Raw genomic sequence first — 22,486 nt, forward strand, 5'->3', positions numbered from 1 at the left:
CTTGACCCCAGAAGGGACGAGTTATGAAGAGTTTGCTTGAACGCCCTGATGACCAAGCCGGGCATGAAGGTCATAGCCATGAGCATGGCGGCATTTTTGGAATGAACACAGAGCTGATTTTCGCGCTGATCTGTGGTGCTCTCCTGGGTGCCGGAGCTCTCGCAGGAAAACTTGGCCTGATTGATCGTCTGCCTCTGATTCTGTACGTGTCGGCCTACGTGTTCGGTGGATGGTTCACCACTAAGGAAGCGGTTACCAACATCCGTCAGAAACGCTTCGAGATCGACTCGCTGATGCTTCTCGCCGCAGTCGGTGCCGCGAGCATCGGCGCCTGGGCGGAGGGGGCTCTGCTGCTGTTCCTGTTCAGTCTGGGGCATTCCCTTGAAAGCTACGCGATGGGGCGGGCCAAGAAAGCGATTGAGGCACTGTCCAAGCTCGCACCAGCCACCGCGATCGTACGCAGAGCAAATGGCACGGTGGAGATGCCCGTGGAGCTGCTGGTTCCCGGTGACGTTGTCATCGTGCGCCCCAATGACCGCCTGCCGGCCGATGGTTTTGTAGTCGTAGGCTCCTCAAGTATCAACCAGGCGCCAGTAACCGGTGAGAGCGTCCCCGTGGACAAGCAACCTGTTCCTGATGCCGAACTCGCACGCAGCAAGCCAGATGCAGTGGATGCAGCCTCGAAAGTCTTCGCCGGTACCATCAATGGCGAAACGCTCATCGAGGTTGAGGTAACACGGCGCTCTACGGAGAGTACCTTGGCGCGGGTCATCAAGATGGTCAGTGAAGCCGAAGTCAGGAAGTCACCGACCCAGCGATTCACGGACCGCTTCCAACGCATATTCGTCCCGTTGGTTTTACTGCTGGTAGTCGGGCTGCTATTTGCCGGCATTTTCCTTGACGAGCCGTTCCGTGACTCGTTCTACCGGGCGATGGCCGTACTGGTTGCAGCCAGCCCCTGCGCGCTCGCGATCGCTACACCAAGCGCCATTCTCTCTGGCATCGCCAGGGCAGCCCGAGGTGGCGTGCTGATCAAGGGCGGTGCGCCACTTGAAGAGCTTGGATCATTGAATGCCATGGCATTCGACAAGACCGGTACCCTGACCGAAGGGCGCCCACGTATCACCGATGTAATACCCATAGGCGGCACGCAGATCGAGGATCTGCTAAACGTCGCCATCGCTGTGGAGTCGATGAGCGACCATCCGCTGGCTGCGGCAATTGTGCGTGACGGTGAAGAGATGATTGGCACACGGCGCCGATTCCAAGCCAAGAACATGAGCAACATGATTGGCCGCGGCGTGCGTGCTGAGCTTGATGGGCAGTTCGTCTGGATTGGCAAGGTCGAGATGTTCGGTACCAATGGTATTCCCGCACTCAGCAAGGCAGCCCTGGAGGCTGCGGAGCGTCTACGTCAGTCAGGCCGTACCACCATGGTGGTACGGCGTGCTGACAAGGATCTGGGCGCTATCGGGCTATTGGACACACCCCGGGAGGGGGCCAAAGAGGCACTCCAGAAGCTTAGAGAGATGGGCATCGAACGCATGGTCATGATTTCTGGAGACCACAACCGCGTTGCAGAGGCTGTAGCCAAACAAGTTGGCTTAGATGAAGCGTGGGGAGACCTGATGCCGGAAGACAAGGTCAAGGCCATCAAAAACCTGCGCCTTAGCGCCAAGGTGGCCATGGTGGGTGACGGCGTCAATGATGCCCCTGCCATGGCCAGTTCGAGCGTTGGTATCGCAATGGGGGCTGCTGGATCTGATGTTGCCCTGGAAACGGCTGATATCGCGCTTATGGCTGACGACATCAGGCAACTCCCATTTGCGGTGGGGCTGAGCCGTCACACGCGATCGATCATCCACCAGAATCTGTTCGTCAGCTTGGGGATTGTGGCCATCCTGGTTCCGTCCACCATCATGGGCTTGAGCATTGGTGCCGCTGTTGCGATCCATGAGGGCTCCACACTGTTGGTCGTCTTCAACGCCTTGCGCCTGTTGGCCTACCGCAGAAGCACCTGATCCCTGAGCTTCAATCATGAAGCTAAGCAGGGAAATGACCTGAAGTAGAAGTACGGGTCGTGCGCGATCAGCGCACGACCCGTACTTTTCTCTCACTCGTCGATCCCGATGCGCTTGAGGCTTTCAAGGGCCTTTCCGCACTCAGGTGAGCCATGCCGTAAGCCGCAGGCCAATGCAGCTTTGAGGCTCATGACACCGGCTACGAAACCGACTTGATTGCCGACTCCGTGTCCGTCCGCAAATCCCTGATCATACGCAATCTCGACAAGCGCATTGATCGCCGCCAGGGTGTCCTGTTTGTTTTTACTCTTTTGCATATCTACTCCGCGAGCATTCAGCTCATATCGCTCGGTTAGGTGGCGGCGCCTTCAGGTTTGGGGTGAGCGAATCCCGCTCCCATAGCCAATCCCTAACGGGGGGCTCAGCCCGCCACCGTAAGGAAAATCAGCTATTGAGAGCAGATGACTCGTTTTGGTCACCCGTGCTGCTCGCCTCACCGCATTGGCACTGAGTGGGTACATCCGGGTAGTCGCTGTGATTCTCAATGAACAGCGTTCGGCAGGTTTCGCACCCATAGATCCGGGGCAGGGATTTAAGGCCGCTCGGAAGCACGTCACTCAGAGGCTCGTTATGCCAAGGAGCCCCGTCAAGGATTCTTGAACGCAGGATGTTTCCCAGGCGCCAGGTGTCACTTTGTGCGCGCCAGGACCACATCGGCGCAGAAAGCGAATACTGGATGAAGGTCTCTTGTGACTGCCTGGATAGCGGGTACTTGGGGCGGGTCCAGCCGGAATCGATGATGCTGAACCCCATGCCCATTTCTGCGCTCGGGTGGGTCTTTTCACCAAAGAAACGGTCATGCGTCGCTGGAGCCGTCGCATGATGGTCAGTCGGTGGGAATACCCACAGATAACACTCATCCCGGTTGACCATGCTGATGAGCTCGCTTGGCCCCCGCATGGGGGAATTTGCAGCCAGGGCGAAGCGATCCTTCCACGACATTTTGGGAGGCGGCGCAATACCAGCAGCGATGGCCAACGTGGCAGTCTTGGGGACGAAGCGATCGCCTAGCTCGTTCAGATCCAGGTTCTTGCAGAGAGCCTTGAAGGCCTTTTTGCGAGTCTTCGAGCTGAAGGAGGGGTCAAGGAGCAGGCGAACCTGGTTCACGCCGATTCCCGCAGTTCGTAGCACCTCAATGACTTCTTCAGCCACACCGACTGCTTGAAGATCGGTCAATCCTAAGCACGTTTTCGCCCGCTCGACCGCCGCGTAGAGGTTGTACTGCCGTGTCTCGTTGTCACGACAGACCTGAATTGGCAGCTTGTCTTGGATGGCAACTTGCGGTGCAACGGAGCCGATGGCCGCGTGGAACAGCTGGTGGAGGTGCAGATGAGAGTACGGGCGGCCAGAAGCCGAGAACGAGGCGTGCAGCTGAGCAGCGAGAGGTTGAAGCAGCTTTTTTGCAGACATGACTATCCCCTAATGAGCGACGTTGGGGTAGCTGCGCTTGTAGGGCCGTTAGACGCGAAGCTGGACGTCGAATCAGGTTCAATCATGAATAGGAGTCAGGTTTGATTTGCTTGCACGGCCACCATGCAAAGCCCGACGCGGCAATCACATCAGATTCGCCGAGCTTTGGCAAGAGCGGTCATCGGTAAGCGAAAGCAGGTAGGAGGAGGGCGCTCCATGCTTGATCACCTCCAGAAACAGGAAAGCCGGAAGCACGTTGAGCGCTTCCGGCTTTCTCACGTCAGACTGATGAGAGGGATCAGAAGACGTATTGCAGGCGGGTCACGATGGCATTGCCGCTGTCGTCGCCCACGGTGTTCTCGTTGTTGTCGGTGCGCACGTTGATGTAGTTGGCACTGACTTTCACCGCCTCGTTGACGTACCAGTTCACACCCACCGTGTGGCTCTTGGCCTTGCGCTCGTTCGATTGGTCCGCCGCGGTGACCAGGTTGCCGTCTTCGACCTTGATATCGTCAAAGCGGTAGAAGACTTCCCAGGCCCCCAGTTCCTTGTTCTCTGGTTTGATAGTGTCGAACTTGGCACCATCGAGCTTGTAGATACGCGGCTCGCCGGTCAGGGTGTAAGCCATCTGGGCGTAGTAACCGGAGGCCTTCATGTCGTTGTTGGCCTGGTCAGCTTTCAGCTTGCGGCGAAGGTATTCCGCTTGAACCGAGAACGGGCCGGTGGCCCAGGCACCTTCGAGACCCCAGACCGAGTCGTCCTTCCACAGGCCATCTTGTGCAGCAGCACCGCCAAACAGCATGCGGTTGCCGTTGGTGCCGGCATCGCCGCCGCCATTGGTATCTACACCGCGGACGCCCAGACGCGAACGAATCCGGGTATCGACCGCACTGTTTTTGAGGTCGCGGTAAGCGTACTGAGCACCGACGTGCAGGACGTTGCCATCACTGTGCAGCGGTGCGAACACGCCACGTACGTTGTAGCGCTTGGTGCTGTCGCCATCCGAGTTGTTATTGGTTTCGCTGAAAACGCTACCGGAAACATAAGCCATGTCAGCGATGGTGCTGGTGGCTTGAACACCCATGCCGGCGTTGTCGTTGATCCAGTCCGCCAGGTCGTACGAGAGGTTCCGCTCCATGGCGGTGGTCCACTTCGAACTGGTGGCTTTCTCAAGACCGAAGTCGGTGTAGAAACGGCCAAAGCGCAGTTGCACCGGCTTGAAACCCGTGTAGGTCAGGCTGGCTTCGTCGAAGTAGCCGTCGGAGTCGTTGCCCGTGTTGCGGGAAAGGTCGTAGTTGAGCTGATACTTCCAGTCGCGGTACAGCACGCCACCGAGCTCAAGGTAGGCGCGACGGAAGTAGCCTGCGTCAGCGGTATCGCCATTCTTGGTGAAGACACCATCGAAACGGCCGTAGTCGGCCTGAACTCGGCCGCCCAGTTTGAAACTGAATTCCTTGTCAGAAGTCGATACTTCAAGACCGCCCTTGGTCTTCAGAACGATGTCAGCTCCGTCAGTGGTTACTGTTCCGGAGAATGCTTGCGAGGAAAATGTGCCTATTATTGCGGCAGCCAACAGCTTTTCCCGCATGTTCGAAGAACGGATCATTGCTTGCCTCTCGTATGTTAAGTGCTTAGCTACCGACGTTATATTTCGCCCTGCGCCGGCCTAAATTTATCTTGCAGATGGGAGCAGGCCACGGTTGTCACCTGCTGTAACAAGATGCCTTTGTTCTAAGCACTCTGACTAGGTTGCAAGCGAATATGACAGTTGTGTTTCTGTAGTGTTAACGGAGGAGTTTCAAACCTAACAAAACTGTTACCGAACAAGCCAGTCCTTCTTATCAAAGAAGCTCTTCTTGATCAATCTTCGAATTTCCAAAACCTGCGGATTGCGGACAAGCTTCGTTTTGATAACAAGATAGACATCTTTCTCCTCCAGGTCGTCCAGGAAACCCGGCACGGGTAGGATATTTCTCTCCAGTTTTCGGCTGTAGTCGGGCAGCACTCCAATACACGCACCGCCAACGACAAGGCCTCGTGATAGGTTGTAGCTCTTGACCCGAGTGGTACCGCCCTGATGCTCAGCCATTATCGATGCCCACTTTCGTGAGCCCGCCAAGATCTCTTCATCCCAAGGGACAACGAGCATGAAGTTGTGCAAATCCAAGCTCTCCACTGGAAGGGTGACGCTTCTTGAATAGCGGCTGGAAATGAACAGGGCGTGCCCAATCCGGCCAAGCCGTTCAAACCTATACGTAGGATGGCGATCAAGCGCGCCTTTATCATCTGGGCTCACCAAAGCGATACCCACATCGACTTCACACTCAGAAAGCATCTGCGTTGTGCATTCTGAATGGATTTCCAGCTGCATTTCGGCATGATCACGCACGTAGGCGACTAGATCGCGGTTTACGATGTCGTTCAGCACTGGCTCTGTGATCGCGATGGTAAGCCTGGGGACTTCCTTTTCACCGGACTTGCCAAGGCCGTCTGGGCCGAAGAGCTGGCACAGGTAATGGCTGACCCTCTCGCCTGTGCGGGTCAGGGCAAGCTTGTTGTGTTTGTAGACAAACACGGGAGCACCAATGTGCTCTTCCAGTTTCTCCAAGCGTTTCCGCAGGCCTACCACTGGCACATTGAGCCCTCGGGCAGCCTGTTTGAAACTGGCACAACGTGCTGTTGCGAAAAACTCTACGGCCAGCTGATCATCAATTGGCAAATCATCCAATATGTCAGGGCTGTAAGGAACAACGGTGCTTGTATATGTTTCATTTTGTGTAACCATTAGGTCCCCCTTAATTCGGGGAATCTATCTCAATGCCACCCGGTGTTTCCTTATCTTGTCAACATTGTAATCCACGGGTCATGCATGCGTTATCGGAAGGCTTTTATTTCGAAAGCGTAATTTTCAGGCAATCCCTCTGATATTGTAGCGTGCTAGCCTAGTGCGCCGACTTGTTACTTACCATATATAGATTCGGCTAATTACGCATTTACATTTAGTTCACTATTTTTTCACCTTTGCCTCCATAGGCTTTGGGCATGGAAAATCAAACCCCACCTCTTACTACCTTACTGATTCGTTATCTGGGGATCGGCTTCATAGCAACGGGAGTCCATTATGCGGTGTTCCTATTGCTGGTTACGACAGAATTCGTTACTCCGTTACTGGCCAGTATCTGTGGCGGCATGGTTGGCGCAATCGCGAGCTTCATTGGAAATAGGGCGCTCTGTTTTGTGGCAGATGGCTCTCGTAAGTTTCAGCCTGTCAGGTTTGCACTGGTCGCGTTAACCACAAACTTCGGCAATGGCGTGGGTATGTGGTTCCTCATCAAGTCGAATCTGTCACCGCTCATCTCCCAAGTCGTAGTGACCTTAAGCCTCACTGCACTTGGATTCATTGCACATCGTTTTTGGACATTCAATCATGCAGACATTACATCGCTTTCCCGAGCGCCCTGATCCCTTGTTAACCATCGTGGTCCCTTGCTTCCAGGAAGAGGAAACCATCCCCGAGTTCCACCAGCGAATCACCCGCGTGGTGAAGCGCTTACCCGTCTCCTGCGAAATCCTCTATGTCGACGACGGCAGTAATGACCGGACGGCCGACATTCTTCGCCACTATCAGGATGGGTCATCTGTACGTTGCCTGTCCCTGAGTCGCAACTTCGGCAAAGAGGCTGCACTGAGCGCCGGGATAGACCATGCCCGTGGCAGTGCGCTGATCTTCATTGATGTCGACCTGCAGGATCCACCAGAGCTCATCGCGGCCATGGTGGACTACTGGCAACGCGGCTACGACGTGGTGAACATGCAGCGCAACCTGAGAATCGGTGATTCGTGGTTCAAGCGCATGAGTGCCCGGGCTTACTACTGGGTCATGCAGCGCCTGGTGGAGAAGGTGGACATGCCGGCCGATGTCAGCGATTTCCGATTGATTGGGCCTGCGCCGCTGGCAGCCCTGCGGGCCCTGGATGAACGCTCCAGGATTCTCAAAGGCATGATCGGCTGGGTAGGCTTTCGTACCATCGAACTGCCCTACAATCGCACTGTTCGCCATGCCGGGAGCACCAAATGGAATGCAGCTGGCCTGTTCAATCTGGCCATCGAGAGCATCGTCAGCTTCTCTCGCAAACCACTGCGCATTTTCAGCCTCATCAGTTTCGGTCTTTTCGTCTCCAGCATCTGCTACATGCTTGCGTCGCTTGTGGCAGGCAGTTTCGACATCCATCACCTGATCGTCGGAATGGCTTCATTCATGTGCGTCGGTGTCGCCATGGTGGGGGAGTACCTGGGCGTGACACTCGCGGAAGTGAAGCGCCGGCCTCTCTATTTCCTGAAGCACAGCAACAAGGCAGATCCCGTGTCACTCCACCCTTCGATGGCTTCGATCGAGGGTAAGAAATGCTGAACCTGAAGAACGAGAGGACGCTGTGGTGGGTCCTGGGTTCGATTTTGCTATTGCGTTTGGTGGGGCTGGGCATCTACCCGCTGATGGACACATCTGAGGCCCGTTACGCTGAAATGGCTCGCAAGATGGTCGAGTTGAATGACTGGATCACGCCCATGTTCGACTACGGGGTACCGTTCTGGGGCAAGCCTCCGTTGTCCTTCTGGACCCAGGCCGCGAGCATGACGGTCTTCGGCGTTAACGAGTTCGCTGCGCGCTTCCCAGCGTGGCTACTCCACCTGGCAAGCTGTTTCATCATCATCAAACTCGGCACGCAGCAGATTTCTCGTAACGCCGGCATCTGGGCTGCCATTATTTTTTCCAGCACCACACTTGGCCTGGTCTCCAGCGGTGTTGTGCTGACTGACCCTGTTTTGTCGTTCTCGATTCTGCTGGCCAGCTACGGTTTCTGGCGTTGGATGAAGTGCGCCAGCAAGGCGGATGCCTACCTGATGTTCGCAGGTCTCGGGCTGGGCTTGCTTGCCAAAGGGCCGCTGACCCTGGTGCTTATGGGGGCGCCGGCATTCGCCTGGTTCGTTATCTACAAGGAATGGGGACGGGTACTGAGGCTTCCCTGGATTAGCGGCCTTGTACTTATGTTCGGTATATCCGTGCCATGGTATGTCGCGGCCGAGATGAAAACGCCCGGCTTCATGGAGTACTTCTTCGTTGGTGAGCACTGGAGCCGCTACGTCGTCAGTAACTGGGCAGGGGACCTCTATGGTAGTGCTCATGCCAAGCCGTACGGCAGCATCTGGATCCAGCTCGGATTGTCGCTACTGCCATGGGCCTTGTTTCTACCACTGTTGATCCGCAAGCGTGGATCGATGCAGCGCTTCAAAGCCTACCTCTGGCTGTGGGCCTTGGCGACACCAGTCTTCTTCACATTTGCAGGCAACATTCTGTGGACCTACCTGCTACCCGCGCTGCCAGCGTGGGCATTGCTGCTGTCTGCACGGGTCAGCGAAGTTGGCCCGAAGACCACCTGGGCTGCCGCTGCGAGCGCATTGGTGTTGCCAATCATCGGTGCGGGCATCATCTACGCCGGGGTACTAGAGGAGCGCCCTCAGAATCAGCGGGATGTGGTTCAAGCCTGGCTCAATGTGCAGTCTGCTCATTCCGCTCCCCTGATCTATCCTGGCCGCCGCTCATACTCGTCGGAGTTTTACAGCAGCGGGAAGTCCGAGAACATCAAGGATCCTGCCAAGTGGCCGCGGGATGGCTCGTTCTATCTGTCCAGGCGCTTGCGAGACAGCAAGGATGGTCTGCCCGCTGATCTAGCTTGCACATCGATCACCGAAGCGAACGCCAGCCAGCTCCTGCTGTGCCATTGGAAACGCCCCGCACAAGGTGCCGAGGGTCTGGCCGGAGAAAGCAATGCGGAAACGCCTCGCAAGAACGAAGGCTAAATTCCAAGCACAAAAAAGCCAGGTTTTACCCTGGCTTTTTTGTCGATTTCTTTCGTCATTTGAAGTCCTATTTAACCGCCGATTAATTGTCGGCTTGTTCCTTACCATCCTTGCTTTCTTTCTTTTGCTCTTGAGCGACTTGTTGTTTGTTCTGGTCCGAAGAGTCATCGCTCCATAGGCGAGCCTGTTCGGTTCGGAAGTTCTCGTTGAACTGTTTCGTTCGCTCGAAGCCGCCTTCAGCGTAAGCGGTACCCATGAGACCCAGCAGCAGGCTGCCAATAGCGATAGATTTGACAAATTTCATTGTGAACCTCGGCTCATACTAGGCCAACCTGATTAGCGGCCTTTGTTGGTTTGTAGTTTAGGAACGCGAAGCTAACGACAAGGTGAGTCAATAATTACAATTCCGTAATTTTGGCTGCAGATAGGATGCGTTAAATCTTCAAATCTGGAAGGATCATGTCTATCTCGGCACTGTCGAGGGCGACTTCGAATTTTCTCTTAAATTACAATTTTGATATCTAGCGCGTTAATTCAGCGCGGCGTTGTTGGCCGCCCTAGGAGATAGCCATGAATGACATAGAGCCCTGGGCAGTTGCTATCGGTGACTTTCGCCGCTGCACTGAAAAACTCACTGTCCAGCTCGATGAGCTGACCTCGCAGACGCGCACCTCCAGCGCTGTTTTGGAGAGGTCGAACGAACTGGTGGAGCAGGTGGACGCTGTCGGCCGGCAGATTCAGGAGGAGGTGCGAAAGGCGGAGAAGGCTTGGTCGAACGCGGAGGAGGTTGCCTTGCGCGCCGCTGCATCAGCGTATTCAGCTGCATGCCGCGGAGTCGACACCGCCATCCAGCCACTGATCTCGGAGCTTACAGCAGCGACAAAGGCGGCGGACGCCTCTATCCAGGAGCTCAAGCGGGCACCGGTGCTGGCCAAGCGTTATGTGATGGTGGTCGCCACGGCGTTCTTCATTCTGGCGCTGATCTGTGTCTACTCGACCATGCGCCTGATCGATGCCGCCGGCAGCGTAAGTGCTCAAGAGAAAGTGAATGCTCAGTACTTCTCACACCTGTGGAAAAACGCCAATCCTGACGAACAGAAGATTATTAAGTCGGTGATTCTGCGGTCGCCCATGGACCCTGTGGTCCTTCGGCACTGATGCATTGAGGCAAACAAAAGGCCCGTCGATTGACGGGCCTAATCGTGTCTGCGCAATTTAAGCGGCGGTCATTGCCGGCTGCATTTGCTGGGCTTCCGGAAAGTGAAGGTGGAACCAGGTGAAGTTTTCTTCGGTCACCTCCACGCTCGCCGATCCCTGGTGCAGACTCATGATCGACTGCACAATGGCCAAGCCAAGACCGGTACCGCCTTCGCTCCGTGCTCGGCTCTTGTCCACACGGTAGAACCGCTCAAACAAGTGCGCGTGGTGTTCCTTGGCAATACCACGGCCGGGGTTGCCGACACTCAACGTCGTACCGCTCGCACTATGCTGCACCTTAACGTAGACCGTGCGGCCGCGAGGGCAGTAACGGATCGCGTTCGAGACCAGATTCGAGACGGCACGTTGAACCATCAGGCGATTCCCGCGCACCACGTCATCACTGCCGGAGATCTGCAGCTGAATCTCGCCTTCTTCTGCTGAAATGCTGAAGAGATCGCACACTCGCTGAACCTCGTCGACCAAGGAGACGGATTCGAACTCCACCATTGATGCTGGATGACTGACCTGGGCCAAGAACAGCATGTCGGAAACCATGCGGCTCATGCGGTCCAGCTCTTCTGTGCACGACTCCAGAACCTCCCGGTACTCGGAAAGCGATCGTTCTCTGGTCAAGGCAACCTGGGCCTTGCCCATCAGGTTGGAAAGCGGTGCTCGAAGTTCGTGAGCAAGGTCGTCAGAAAACTGCGAGAGCTGCTGAACCCCATCATCCAGGCGAGCCAGCATGATGTTGATGCCGTCGGCGAGCATTTTGAGTTCTGCCGGCATCCCATCAGTTGGAAGGCGATGGTCGAGGCTCTCGGTTGAGATTTTCGAGGCGATCTTGAGGAACTTGGTCAGTGGTAGCAGGCCTCTGCGCACAGTCCACCAGCCAATGGCCAAGATCAGTGCGAGGATGACGGGGGACATCATCAAGGCCCAGGTCAGCAACGCATCGAGCAGCGCCTCACTGGATGACTGGTCCATGGTCATATAGACGCTGACCTCTGTTCCATCGCCCAAACGCATGATTCGAGAAGCACTCAGCAGAGGACGGTCCTGCGTATCACGCCATTCGTGCTCTTTGGGCTGGGCCGCCGGCTGAAACTTGTGCACCTCCAGATTGACCTGTTTCGAGCCAATCGAGAGCAGGGGAGTCTGATTCTGTGAGGTATCGAATATGCTCACATACAGGTTGTTGTGGCCCATGACCAAATCGACAAGCTGATGCGCATCCGCGTTGACGCCGGAGATGTCCGGGATGGTGGACAGGTTGTGAGCCATCCCCGCCATCTTTACTTCCAGGTCTGCTCTGGCATTTCTTTCCAGAGCCTTGCCTACCATCAGATAGCCAAAGGTGGCGAACAGAAGCAGCAACGCTGCGCTCATCAACCCAACTTTTAACCCCAGCTTTGCAGCCAGGCTGAATGGCCTCATGCGCGTTCCTCAAAAACGTACCCAACGCCACGAAGCGTGTGAATGAGCTTGGTTTCAAACGGGTCATCGATCTTCGAGCGCAAGCGCCGGATGGCTACATCGATGACATTGGTGTCGCAATCGAAATTCATATCCCAGACCAACGAGATGATCTGAGAGCGAGTCAGCGCTTCGCCCGTTCGGCTCATGAGCAGGTGCAGAAGCGCAAATTCCTTGGTGGTGAGATCGATGCGTGTGCCACCGCGGAAGACGCGATGGCGGACGGAGTCGAGTTCCAGATCGGCAATTTTCAGCGAGCTCTTCTCGACTAACTCATCACCACGGCGTTGCAGCGAACGGATGCGAGCAAGCAGCTCAGGGAATTCGAATGGCTTCACAAGGTAGTCATCCGCGCCGCCGTCCAAGCCCTTGAGCTTGTCATTGATGCGTCCGCGGGCGGTCAGCATGATGATGCGGACCCGGCTGGTCTTACGGATGGTTTCCAGCAGGTCCCAGCCGTCGATACCCGGGAGGTTCACGTCCAGGAGGACCAACGAATAGACATTAGTGTTGAACAAGTGCAGAGCATCTACACCGTTGTGCACGATATCTACGACATACCCGCTTTCGGATAGGCCCTGCTGAAGATATTCGGCAGTTTTAATTTCGTCTTCCACAACTAGAACGCGCATAACTTATCTCAAGGTGTGAGGAAGGAGTTGGCCTAATCCGCCAAGATTATGGTTGCAGGCTGTTCGAAAGTTTGGCTGAGGGTATGGCATGTGGTAGTCGCTACCTCTGTCCATACGCCGGGTCACCTGAGGACGCTTGAATCTTAACGCGAAGAAGCTGGCCGCGGCGAAATCCTACAAATTTGTAATGTAGCCGCAAGATTTCTGACAGTCATGCAGGCTCCACCCCTAAGCATAGCGGATTCTGGGGCCTGCGGCGGTGTATGACAGATTCGCCTGGCAGGTGGAATCGGCCAGGACAGGCAGCATTTCGGTCGTTAGCTTGCAAGGACTGGTACTGGCCTTGGATCGAGGGCGCCACGCAGGCAGACCCCATGCACGGCCGCAAACCGCAGCGCCTTTCTGCAAATTAGTTCACGTGGCGGCTCGATATTCTCTCGAATAATTATCTTACAATCTATTACATGTCCAAATTGTAATTGCACGATCATCTTGGTGTTAGCCTCCTTTGCTAGTTTAAGGGCAGCGGAAGAGGCATCGCTGCTTTGGAAATTGTCTCATTTCAAAGCAGCTTGGCAAGAGCACCGAGCAGTTGTTCGCGCCAGTGCATTCACCTGTAAACCATACGCTCCTTTGGTAGGTGAATTTTAGCGCCCCCCTACGGGCGCTTTTTTATTAAGGGACTTCTTATGAACACTACTGTATCAGCGATCGCCGTGTTTATGCTCTTTACATCACTAACAGCCAATGCCCAAAGCGGTATGGAGATCAATAAACACATCGAGCGTACTGCTAGAGAGGCTACAGCGGATTATGCTCAACGCGTAAAAAAGCCCATGCCTCAACTAGAAGACTACGCCTATGGCATGGACCTGGACGTTGGTAAGTTGGTGTATGTATCACCCAATGTGCGGTACTGCGGTAATGTAAGAAGCATGATGACCTACGAAGACTCGAAAGGCGAACTGCACATGGTTCGCTACCTGGTGAAGGGCGAGTGTGTTAATAGCCGTTAAGACTCATCAAGATGATCCCTGCGGCCACCGGATCATAGAAGCTCAATGCCGAACCGGCGCAGCAGTATGGCGAAGCCTCCGAAGCTGGCCATTGTGATGAGGATGCTGCTGATCAGTGTCGGCCAAAAGCCGAGCTTAGGTAGCAGCAATGGAAAAGCAATAAACATCGGCAGGGTCGGAAGCACGTACCAGAACGTGTACCAAGCATGGTTGGAGATCTTCTCCATGCTCTGGTTCTCTAAATAGAGCCAGACCAACGTCACGACCGTGACCAAGGGTAGGGCGGCGACCAAGCCGCCCAGCTTGTCGCTGCGTTTCGCCAGCTCTGACACGAGAATCACTATACCGGCAGTGAGTAGGTACTTCGTGATGATCCAGGCCATCGCTGAGCCTTCTGGAGGTTGTTGACGAGGGCAGGCGAAGCCATTCACCAACCCCCTTGAAGCGCTCCTGCCGTTTACGGCATCCCTCACCGCATTTTTTTTGCAACATCACCCTCAGCCAGGAGGGTGATGTGTTTGCATGGTGTTTACCGATCGGTCAGTGCGAGGGTGAGGGAACGCTCTCGTGGAAAGCTGCCCGCTCGATCTGGATGGTGCAGTGATGGATTTCGAATGCATCGCTGACAGCATCCACGACGGCCGCCAACACAGCATCCCCATCTGCAGAATCCCGAACCACTACGTGCGACGTCATCACGTTACTGCCACTGCTGACAGCCCACACGTGCAAGTCATGAACGTCCGTCACGCCATCTACTCCGAGGATGGTGGCCTCGATTGCCGTAACGTCGAGCCCCCTCGGGACACCCTCCATGAGGATCCCCAGGCTTTCGCGAAGCAACTGCCACGTCCGCGGCAGAACCCAAAGGCCGATCGCCACAGCGACAATCGTGTCGACCCAGGTCCAGCCGGTGAAGCGGATGATAAGTGCCGCGATGATTACGCCAAGCGAGCCGAGCATGTCGCTCCAAACTTCGAGGTAGGCTCCTTTGACGTTGAGGCTTTCGTTGCTCGCAGATGCCAGAAGGCGCATCGAAATTAGGTTGATGATCAGGCCGGCGATTGCGATCCACATCATCGCTCCGGTAGCGATCTCCGCCGGCATGAAGAAGCGCTGGTAGGCCTCATACAAGATGTACATCGCCACCAGGAAGAGCAGCACGGCGTTGAACGTCGAAGCCAGAATTTCCAGGCGCGCATAGCCGAAGGTTCTTTTCTGATCCGCCGGCCGCTTGGCTATCTGAAGTGCAATCAGTGAGATCGCCAAGGCGGCAGTATCTGTGAACATGTGAGATGCGTCCGACAGCAGCGCCAGGCTGCCGGTAATCCACGCACCGATCACTTCTGCAATCATGAAGCTGCCAGTCAAGCCGAGCGCCATGATTAGCTTCTTCTGATGCCCCTCGCGTACTGCAGCGCTGCCATGGTCATGATTTGAACCCACGTATTTCTCCTTGCGCAGGGTTGTGGTCTCGTTGGCCTTCCTGTCTACCTAGCCTTAGAGCGTCGCTTGGCCACACTGACTGCAAAATCTTGCTCCTGCACTCAGCAGCGAGCCGCAGGCGGTGCAACCACTCGATAGCGGTGTTCCGCAGTTTAGACAAAAGCGTGCTGACGGATCGTTGGCCGTCCGGCACTGCCTGCAGCCCTGCAGATCTTTGATGGGGGCAGGAGTGGGAGGGCGCCCGCCGTCATACACCTGATTACCGCCGTCGCAGCCCTGCTGCCGGCCATGGCGATCATATTGCTCGGCCCCATGTCCCCCGCTGTGGTGCTTGCCTCCACCGTGGTTTCCACGGCCATGGTGCCCGCCCAGGATGTTTTTGAAAAAGCTCATGGTATTCGCCCCTCATTGATGGGTGACATATTAACGAGCAAAAGTTGAAAATTATGTTCTGCTCGCGAGAAAGACTTGTAAGTTGAATTGAAAGTTCAAAATTAGCCTACGACAAAACGAAACCGTTTTGTTTGTGAAATTAAATTTATCTAGCTGAGCGGAGCATTGCTTTTGGTGGGTAGTATTCCCCTAATTTTGATCATAGCGTGATCAATGACAATCAAAACAGCAGTAATTGGATTTCTGTCAGCATTGTAATCCCGAGGTCATCGTGTCGTTATCAGGTCCCGGAAATAATGCGCTCAGCGAGATTCATTTCTCTTTTTATCCCTATGCCTCACACATACTAAGCGTCCCCAACGCCTAGGGGCCTAAGGCCTCTGACGCTCCGCACATTGCGCAATCGCTCAGCATCTGTCGACGGTTTGCCTTGTAGCTCCCGCTAACTCCATAGCTACCGCCATGGATAAGCAGCTTCCAGAGTTTGATAATGACACCTTCCAAATCCATTGTTCACACCCTGTTAAGCAAATGGATCTTTGCTATTCGCAATGCGCGGCAGAAAGGCATCAGTACTAATTTGCTAATCGGCCTGGTGACTTTTTGGTTACTGCTATTCGCGAACGCTGAGCTCTGGAACGTGCTCTGGAAGCTGGTATTCAAAACCGATGAAGTGAACTGGCAGCTAGCGGCTAGCCTCCCAGTCATAGTATTCGCATGGGTGTTTACCGTTCTGAGCTTGCTGTCATGGGGGCGGCTGGCCAAACCCATACTGTGCCTGGTACTGATCAGCGCGTCTTTTGCGAGTTACTTCATGAATGCCTACGGCATCGTGATCGATTACACAATGTTCACCAACGTTGTGGAGACCGACGTCGCTGAGGCAACCGAGCTGCTGAATTGGAAGCTCGGTCTTTGGGTCGCAATGGTTGGGGTGTTGCCCGTCTACCTGATTGCCCGGGTTCCCCTCCGGCGCAAGCCTTGGGCCAAAGCTTTGGTCAGCAGGTTCATTGCTCTGTCGCTCGCTCTGTTGACCTTATCTGGCATCGCGTTGAGTCAGTACCAGTCGTATGCCTCCTTGCTGCGCAACAATCGGGAGATCCGGCTGATTCTGGTACCTACCAACTTGTTTGCGGCTGGCCATGGGTACCTGAAGCGTCAGCTGGCCTCACCTAAAACGCTGACGGCCATTGGTACTGATGCGGTAGTTAATCGACAGGGTGCGGCTCGTAAACCCAGGCTGCTGGTACTGGCAGTAGGAGAGACCGCTCGCTCCGCCAACTTCTCCCTCAACGGCTACTCCCGTGAAACGAATCCGGAACTAGAAAAGCGAAATGTCATTAGCTTCACGAACGTGAGCTCCTGCGGTACCGCTACCGCGGTCTCGCTGCCATGCATGTTCCTGGACGTGGGTAAGGCCCAGTACAAAGATGGCTTGGCCAAGAGCCGAGAAGGGCTGCTCGACGTGCTTCAACGCGCTGGCATCAGTGTCATGTGGACTGACAACAACTCGGGGTGCAAAGGGGTCTGCGACAGGGTTCCCAACCACAAGGCTGCCTCTCACGCGGATTCCCAACTGTGCACCAGCGAGGAGTGTAAGGACGGGGTGCTGCTCACGGAGATGCAAGACTTCATCAAGCGCCAGGAAGGCGATGCTGTCCTGGTGCTCCACTACAAAGGCAGTCACGGCCCGGCCTACTACAAGCGCTACCCCTCGCAATTCAAGAAATTCGCACCGGTGTGCGAGACCAACGAGCTCGACAAATGTAAGCAGGAGGAGGTGGTCAATGCCTACGACAACTCAATCCTCTACACCGATTATGTGACTGCAAATCTCATCGATATCCTGGCGGCCAACACCAAGTTCGACACTGCGCTGATGTACGTTTCGGACCACGGCGAATCGCTGGGGGAGGGTGGGCTCTATCTACACGGGCTGCCTTACGCGATGGCTCCTGACGAGCAAACAAAGGTGCCGTTGGTACTTTGGATGTCTGACTCGCTCGCGAAGAGCGAAAAGGTCAACGTGGGTTGTTTGAAAGCTCAAACCACGTCACCGCTGAGCCACGACAACCTGTTCCACACCGTGCTCGGCATGATGAACGTCCAGACGTCTTCGTATCGCTCAGCGCTGGATTTCACTGCCCCTTGTAAGCCCTTTGTCGGAGGCTCTTATTCTGGCCTCTGAATGTTCGATGTGGACCGGATCATCGGCCAGGCGGTTCTGCACCAGCCTGCTTTGACAGCTGAGAGAAGCTGGACTAATTACATAGCTGCATTCAACAACCCAAGCGGAAAAGGAAGTTTTGCATGAGCATCAAGCCAGGCCCAAAGCGCACCAATGAAGATGGCACTCCGGACAAAAGGCAGCGAGTCACCCCTGAAAAGCAGAAGGACCATCCGGACCTGAAACCCCACAAGCACAAAAAGGGGGAGTAAGAAAAAAGCAGCTCTCGGGAGCTGCTTTTTTTTTGGGGCTGTGTGCAAACCCTCCCGACCGTCTCGCTGATCAATCGGACCGCGTCGTGAGTCTTCCGCTTGGCTTGATGGATTCTGAAGCTACCTCCGGATCGGTTATCCCTTCAGTGCGGACGACGAGACTGATATCCCAGAGCGTTGAGCTGATACTCGCTGACAGCCCGAAATTGTGATTCTGCGATTTGACGCAGGCGCTCAACCTCTTCGGCAGATGAGCCAGAAGCCTGCGCCTCGTGGTATTGCTTCATCGCATCCACTGCGTCGGTATACATGGGGTGGTCGGGGAGAAGAGCTGGTATCTTTTTCGTCATGTAGCGGCAGGTCCTCACTGGATAGTCGACGGTGGTTTACCTGCTTTGAGGAGCTGAAAATCAATGACCGCCTGATAGAGCGAATCTGCCAATAGGTGAAGACGCTGTACCTCAAGGTCTGGCAATCCAGCAGCCTCCGCTTCGTGGGCCTGTCGGATAGCTTCAAGCGCTTGCCTCATCAGTGGCTCACCAGCCTCGACCATTCCAATGAATGTGCGCTTCACAACATTTTGCTCCACTCAGCTGAAGATGAATTATAGGACACCGCGGCGTGGCAAGGCCCCGAGCAGCACAGGTGTTCGACGTCCGGCTGAACGAACCAATGAGGAGCGCGCTGGCCTGGGGAGTGGCCAGGGCGCGTGTCATAGCTACGTTGTAAACCACTTTTTTCACTGTAAACCACTGTGGTTTACAGTGAAAAAAAGTGGTTTACAGCAGGCCTCCTCAGGCCTGAGTCAGCTCCAGCAGATCGCCCAGTTCCTCCCGGGCCATCTTCACTCTATCCATTCTGCGATAAGGATGATCAACCGGCATCCGGATAAGAGATTCGAACCAAGCCGAATCGAATTTGATGACTTCCTTGTGAATGTGCTCAAGCTCACCTCCGCGAGGCTGTGACACTACAAACTCCATGCTTTCAACCAAGCCAGACGCTTCACTGTCTTTGACGATTCGATGGCGGATGAAACTCATTTTGAGATCAAAATATGCCGCCTTCGAACCAGGCACCTTCTTCGATTCCAGCCGACCAGTGCTGCTGATTTCCGCCCCCGGCACCTCAGCGGCAATAGCTTTCACCAGCTCAGCATTTCCACTGACCTTCTGGCCAAACAGGCGGGTGGCGTCCGACATGTAAGCAAAGATCCATGGCACATTGCGAAGCGTCGCGCCGGTATAGAGGTAGCCACGCTCTCCCTTGTAACGCTGCAGCATGCCTCTCAACGCGTTCTCGGAAAGGACCAGTTGGGTCTCTTTCTCCAGGATGTAAACCACGCGATCGAACTGTTCGATCAATAGCTTGAGAATCTTCCGCGGGACGCCGTCAAACCTGGTTTTTCGTTCTGTTTTCTTATGCTGGCGAGGCTTGAAGTACGGGCAATCGTTACGGGCCTCACTATCAAATGGAGCGATGCCGCGAATGCTCTTAGTAGCATGTTTCCCGAATGGGTTCTTCACGTTAGGCGGTAGCTCATACAGCCCAACCAGCTGGACAGGGTTGTCGCATGCCGGGCATACAGCAAACTGAGCTAGCTTGCCCGCACTTCCAGGCTGGTACCACGGATCTCTGCGGAAGGTCTCGGCCTCGAAACCTTCCTTGTCGATGATCTTGCTTTCTGTGTCTTCGATGCGGAGCTTATAGACATCCATCTTTGCTGAAACCGTATCAATAGAGGGTTTCTGGATGGTAACGAGCGAGGATAGGCAGCAGTAGGCCTAACTGACCCTTATGGTGGTCACCCACTGGTTTGAGGCCAGCCCAAAGCATGCCTGATCGACCTGGGCGGGCCCTAGAAACAACTAACCCCCTGATGCGCAGTACAGGTCTGGGACCTGCCCGAGGCGTGGGGGCTATTCTTGGAGCGACAGTGACACCGGCTCCGGAGAAAATCAATTGGTTTGTAGAGCAGCCGGTCAGCTAAGGTCAAACCCAGATCCTAAAGGGGAGGCCGATAGCAGCTCAGTCAGCATCATCGGCACCTTCTTCATCTTCATCGGTATCCCCAACACTGAGCCAGTCGTGAAGGTTGTACCGCACGAAGTCTTCCGCATCGAGCATGGTAAAGTCTTGTAGCACCGTGACGTCTGCTCCACCGAAGTACAGCCCATCGTTGAGATTTCTGGCCACCCCGAGCACTTCATTCAGCTGGTCGTGCAGCTCATTTGCGCGCCTGGCGTGCTCTCGTTTGGTCAAAAACCGGAACACCACCTCGTAGGGCTCAGGGGTGGTATTACCCGCTTTGCTTCAAGCCGCAGGAGTTGCAGGTCCGTTGCAGCTTGATGGTTTTACTTAAGGAGCCAAGCCAGCTCTCCAATCCGCAGATGCTGTGCACATTTTTTTGCACATATCTCACGCCACGATACCCCAGTAGATTCAGGCTTTTCGCAGCCTTTGCATAGGTGAGTCGCGATGGATTTCTACACATCTCAATGAGGAAACCTAAGCTCCGTTTTCCACGTATTCCTCCGCTACAGAACGCTTTTCTGCGGTGTGTCCCCTGACATTCGCTTTTCAGGGCGAGCTATGGGGGCCACTCAAGACGGCTATCTTTTGCCTGGCACCAATGAAAAGGCCCTCAATATTGAGGGCCTTAAATTCAATGCGGATCCGTCACGCGGGCATTTTTTGCAGCTGTCGAACTCGATCATGGACCACAAATTTAATGATTCCTTTGACATCGTTGGTGCAGTTTTCAAAGGCAAGGCGCGATACCACCTGGCGACCCTCCTTCAGAATCAGCGCCCCGATCAACTCGTCGACGAAGGACTGAGTGACATCGTTCCCAGCGAAATCTATGACAACGCTCTCACCACTGCTGAGCGAGCGTTCGATTTCGGTACGGTAGGGGATCGCTGAAGCTCGCATTCCGTACGTTCGGATAGAACTATCCCTACTTAATCGAATTTGAGTTTGCATGTCGTAACCCCTTGTATTGCATAATCCTTTTTTGCAGCCCGAGAGTTTCAGTTGACGCTGAATCTCCCATTTACCGCTCCTTGCATGATCGACTCTAGCCCTCGAGCTATCAAAAAGCCAGAGCTAGCGGAAATTCAGATCTAGGTCGAGATCGTCGTCAACCTGTCCTGCATCGTCCTTCGGCAGCAAGTCACTGATCGAAATGGTGGGCAGCAGCTCACGGGTACAGCTAAACGCGATCGATACACCATTCCACAGCGCATCATGCAGCTCCTGAGACTGCCGACGCTTTGTGTCATGTATGCCATTGCCGCTCACGATGATCAAACCACCGCCCGCCGCGTCTGCAATTTTTGCGGTAGTTGTTAACCCGATACCTTGGTTCTCGCTACCCAGGATCTGGGCCATCGCACCCCGGTTGCAGCTCACTCGCGGTTTGAGTGCCGCCTCGATCGCGTGCAAATGCGTGCGGTCATGAAGCTCAGGGTGATTCCTCAGTGTCGCGAGAAACCCACACCCATTATCGACGATGGCCATGCGTACAAGGTTCAATTTTGGATAAAACTGACAGGTCAGCCAAACGGCGGCGTCACCACGTCCCTCTCTGCGGGCGTGAGTAAGCGAGTTTTCCAATAGCTCCTTGAGCGAATACTCCAGAGGGCCCCGGTAGGAGTCAAACTCATTCCGTCCCGTGTGCTCGTCGACTGGGGCATCCGGGTCCGATTGAGTCAACCTTCCCGTAATAGCTCTAGCGAGGCGAGAGGCTGCAGCCTCTGCTTGATGGTGTTCGCTGATTTTGGTGATTTCCACCAACGAGGTGCTTCGGTCGTTTCGACGTCCTACCCCCGATAGATCTACACCCTCTACATCAATGTCCTTGAAAAAATCCATCCTGGCCAGGTAGGAGGTCAGGTCTCTGCTCAAAAACTGCATCGAAACTCGCTTCTGGACCAACTGGTTTTCAAACAACGCTCGCAGCGTGGCCATCCCTAACGGATCGATATACGAGAGGTTGCTAGCGTCTAAAACGATGTCACCAGGGCAGTTAATGATTTCTGCGCACACAGAAAACAGGTCATGGGGCGATCTTGAGCCAAGCCCCCAAGGAAGAACGATCGCGTTTTCAATATCGATGGCCTGCATGCAATTCCCTGGCAACGGAGCTAACCCTTTCGGATAGATATAGGGCTCGATAGTAGCCCATTGCCTGCCGGGTAAGCACTCACCTATTTTTTGACGAGTAGTGCCGGCATAGAATTGGCGCGCGGCAGTAGCGGCCTGTGGATGGTGGATCGCGCTCGCCTTGGGCTCAACACGCACGAAGAAAACACGGCCAACGCCCTGCCACGGGTCAGCCATTCAAGCAAAGATGGCCAGATCAAAGCCTTGTGCGAGAGCACTGGAGCAGGTTTGTGAGTCCGCCGAGCAGTTTCATCTCCGACGTCTGCTGTGGGCAAAGGCAAAGCTGGAAGGGGAACAGCGAAGAGTGACCCGATCAGCGCTGTACCGCACCGCATGTATCAGGTCTGGGGCTTGAGCTGTTAGATCGCAT

General features: G+C 55.0%; 24 protein-coding genes. 8 read left to right on the forward strand and 16 right to left on the reverse strand.

Annotation, left to right across the window (positions count from 1 at the left end; genetic code table 11):
- Positions 1–23: 23 nt before the first annotated feature.
- Entirely contained in the window at positions 24–2,021 is a 1,998-nt protein-coding gene (locus CQW31_RS19475; RefSeq protein WP_010951452.1) for a heavy metal translocating P-type ATPase, read from the forward strand.
- Positions 2,022–2,113: 92 nt separating this feature from the next.
- On the opposite strand, the gene CQW31_RS19480 is transcribed toward CQW31_RS19475, so the two are convergent.
- From CQW31_RS19480 to CQW31_RS19495, 4 genes are all read right to left on the reverse strand, one after another.
- Complete coding sequence (locus CQW31_RS19480; protein ID WP_010951451.1) at positions 2,114–2,338, reverse strand: hypothetical protein; 225 nt, start codon at positions 2,336–2,338, stop codon at positions 2,114–2,116.
- A 127-nt stretch (positions 2,339–2,465) separates the two neighbouring features.
- Complete coding sequence (locus CQW31_RS19485; protein ID WP_011953109.1) at positions 2,466–3,491, reverse strand: hypothetical protein; 1,026 nt, start codon at positions 3,489–3,491, stop codon at positions 2,466–2,468.
- 298 nt (positions 3,492–3,789) lie between these two features.
- Positions 3,790–5,097 (reverse strand): OprO/OprP family phosphate-selective porin, encoded by a 1,308-nt coding sequence (locus CQW31_RS19490; protein ID WP_009395904.1) that lies wholly within the window; start codon positions 5,095–5,097, stop codon positions 3,790–3,792.
- A gap of 210 nt (positions 5,098–5,307) precedes the next feature.
- Positions 5,308–6,276 (reverse strand): LysR family transcriptional regulator, encoded by a 969-nt coding sequence (locus CQW31_RS19495; protein WP_010951447.1) that lies wholly within the window; start codon positions 6,274–6,276, stop codon positions 5,308–5,310.
- Positions 6,277–6,533: 257 nt separating this feature from the next.
- Between CQW31_RS19495 and CQW31_RS19500 the strand changes: the two genes are divergently transcribed.
- Genes CQW31_RS19500 through CQW31_RS19510 form a run of 3 tightly spaced genes read left to right on the forward strand, consistent with a single transcriptional unit; the run spans position 6,534 to position 9,350 of the window.
- The gene (locus tag CQW31_RS19500) at positions 6,534–6,953 is read left to right on the forward strand and encodes a GtrA family protein (RefSeq protein ID WP_010951446.1); all 420 of its coding nucleotides are present in this window, start codon (positions 6,534–6,536) and stop codon (positions 6,951–6,953) included.
- On the forward strand, positions 6,919–7,902 hold the full coding sequence (locus CQW31_RS19505; RefSeq protein ID WP_010951445.1) for a glycosyltransferase family 2 protein: 984 nt from the start codon (positions 6,919–6,921) through the stop codon (positions 7,900–7,902). Before CQW31_RS19500 ends, CQW31_RS19505 begins: the two co-directional genes overlap by 35 nt.
- Entirely contained in the window at positions 7,896–9,350 is a 1,455-nt protein-coding gene (locus tag CQW31_RS19510) for a phospholipid carrier-dependent glycosyltransferase (RefSeq protein WP_010951444.1), read from the forward strand. The genes CQW31_RS19505 and CQW31_RS19510 overlap by 7 nt, the downstream gene beginning before the upstream one ends.
- Before the next feature lie 82 nt (positions 9,351–9,432).
- Here CQW31_RS19510 and CQW31_RS19515 read toward each other — a convergent pair whose 3' ends face one another.
- Positions 9,433–9,654 carry a hypothetical protein gene (locus tag CQW31_RS19515; RefSeq protein WP_010951443.1) on the reverse strand — a complete coding sequence of 74 codons (222 nt, stop codon included), beginning with the start codon at positions 9,652–9,654 and terminating at the stop codon, positions 9,433–9,435.
- Positions 9,655–9,920: 266 nt separating this feature from the next.
- Here CQW31_RS19515 and CQW31_RS19520 point away from each other — a divergent pair, with 266 nt between their 5' ends.
- Positions 9,921–10,508: a hypothetical protein gene (locus CQW31_RS19520; protein WP_010951442.1), complete on the forward strand. Its 588-nt coding sequence runs from the start codon at positions 9,921–9,923 to the stop codon at positions 10,506–10,508.
- Between the two features lie 57 nt (positions 10,509–10,565).
- Here CQW31_RS19520 and CQW31_RS19525 read toward each other — a convergent pair whose 3' ends face one another.
- Both CQW31_RS19525 and CQW31_RS19530 read right to left on the reverse strand, forming a co-directional pair.
- Positions 10,566–11,984: a heavy metal sensor histidine kinase gene (locus CQW31_RS19525; RefSeq protein ID WP_010951441.1), complete on the reverse strand. Its 1,419-nt coding sequence runs from the start codon at positions 11,982–11,984 to the stop codon at positions 10,566–10,568.
- Positions 11,981–12,655: a heavy metal response regulator transcription factor gene (locus CQW31_RS19530; RefSeq protein WP_003253457.1), complete on the reverse strand. Its 675-nt coding sequence runs from the start codon at positions 12,653–12,655 to the stop codon at positions 11,981–11,983. Before CQW31_RS19530 ends, CQW31_RS19525 begins: the two co-directional genes overlap by 4 nt.
- 689 nt (positions 12,656–13,344) lie before the next feature.
- On the opposite strand from CQW31_RS19530, the gene CQW31_RS19535 reads away from it, so the two are divergent.
- On the forward strand, positions 13,345–13,671 hold the full coding sequence (locus CQW31_RS19535) for a DUF2790 domain-containing protein (protein WP_010951440.1): 327 nt from the start codon (positions 13,345–13,347) through the stop codon (positions 13,669–13,671).
- A gap of 32 nt (positions 13,672–13,703) precedes the next feature.
- Here the strand turns inward: CQW31_RS19535 and CQW31_RS19540 are convergent, their stop codons facing one another.
- The 3 genes from CQW31_RS19540 to CQW31_RS19550 form a co-directional block, all read right to left on the reverse strand.
- The gene (locus CQW31_RS19540; protein WP_011953105.1) at positions 13,704–14,054 is read right to left on the reverse strand and encodes a DUF3147 family protein; all 351 of its coding nucleotides are present in this window, start codon (positions 14,052–14,054) and stop codon (positions 13,704–13,706) included.
- A gap of 157 nt (positions 14,055–14,211) precedes the next feature.
- Entirely contained in the window at positions 14,212–15,117 is a 906-nt protein-coding gene (locus CQW31_RS19545) for a cation diffusion facilitator family transporter (protein ID WP_010951438.1), read from the reverse strand.
- 54 nt (positions 15,118–15,171) lie between these two features.
- Complete coding sequence (locus CQW31_RS19550; protein WP_079732563.1) at positions 15,172–15,510, reverse strand: zinc ribbon domain-containing protein; 339 nt, start codon at positions 15,508–15,510, stop codon at positions 15,172–15,174.
- Between the two features lie 490 nt (positions 15,511–16,000).
- Between CQW31_RS19550 and CQW31_RS19555 the strand changes: the two genes are divergently transcribed.
- Positions 16,001–17,698, forward strand: coding sequence for a phosphoethanolamine transferase (locus CQW31_RS19555; RefSeq protein WP_003298414.1), 1,698 nt, complete (start codon positions 16,001–16,003; stop codon positions 17,696–17,698).
- Between the two features lie 122 nt (positions 17,699–17,820).
- Positions 17,821–17,949 carry a hypothetical protein gene (locus tag CQW31_RS31710; RefSeq protein WP_003253468.1) on the forward strand — a complete coding sequence of 43 codons (129 nt, stop codon included), beginning with the start codon at positions 17,821–17,823 and terminating at the stop codon, positions 17,947–17,949.
- A gap of 143 nt (positions 17,950–18,092) precedes the next feature.
- On the opposite strand, the gene CQW31_RS19560 is transcribed toward CQW31_RS31710, so the two are convergent.
- The 6 genes from CQW31_RS19560 to CQW31_RS31480 all read right to left on the reverse strand — a co-directional run bounded on the left by CQW31_RS19560 (position 18,093) and on the right by CQW31_RS31480 (position 22,077).
- A complete protein-coding gene (locus tag CQW31_RS19560; protein ID WP_011953104.1) occupies positions 18,093–18,299 on the reverse strand; it encodes a hypothetical protein in 207 nt (68 codons plus the stop codon).
- 14 nt (positions 18,300–18,313) lie between these two features.
- Positions 18,314–18,523 (reverse strand): hypothetical protein, encoded by a 210-nt coding sequence (locus CQW31_RS19565; RefSeq protein ID WP_015268418.1) that lies wholly within the window; start codon positions 18,521–18,523, stop codon positions 18,314–18,316.
- A gap of 220 nt (positions 18,524–18,743) precedes the next feature.
- The gene (locus CQW31_RS19570; RefSeq protein ID WP_011953102.1) at positions 18,744–19,667 is read right to left on the reverse strand and encodes a hypothetical protein; all 924 of its coding nucleotides are present in this window, start codon (positions 19,665–19,667) and stop codon (positions 18,744–18,746) included.
- A 310-nt stretch (positions 19,668–19,977) separates the two neighbouring features.
- On the reverse strand, positions 19,978–20,211 hold the full coding sequence (locus CQW31_RS19575) for a hypothetical protein (RefSeq protein WP_156867445.1): 234 nt from the start codon (positions 20,209–20,211) through the stop codon (positions 19,978–19,980).
- A gap of 417 nt (positions 20,212–20,628) precedes the next feature.
- Complete coding sequence (locus CQW31_RS32190) at positions 20,629–20,934, reverse strand: STAS-like domain-containing protein (protein WP_080516231.1); 306 nt, start codon at positions 20,932–20,934, stop codon at positions 20,629–20,631.
- A gap of 123 nt (positions 20,935–21,057) precedes the next feature.
- On the reverse strand, positions 21,058–22,077 hold the full coding sequence (locus tag CQW31_RS31480) for an ATP-binding protein (protein WP_015268415.1): 1,020 nt from the start codon (positions 22,075–22,077) through the stop codon (positions 21,058–21,060).
- Between the last annotated feature and the right edge of the window lie 409 nt (positions 22,078–22,486).

Source organism: Pseudomonas sp. 382, assembly GCF_002759075.1.
Classification (GTDB): domain Bacteria; phylum Pseudomonadota; class Gammaproteobacteria; order Pseudomonadales; family Pseudomonadaceae; genus Aquipseudomonas; species Aquipseudomonas vlassakiae.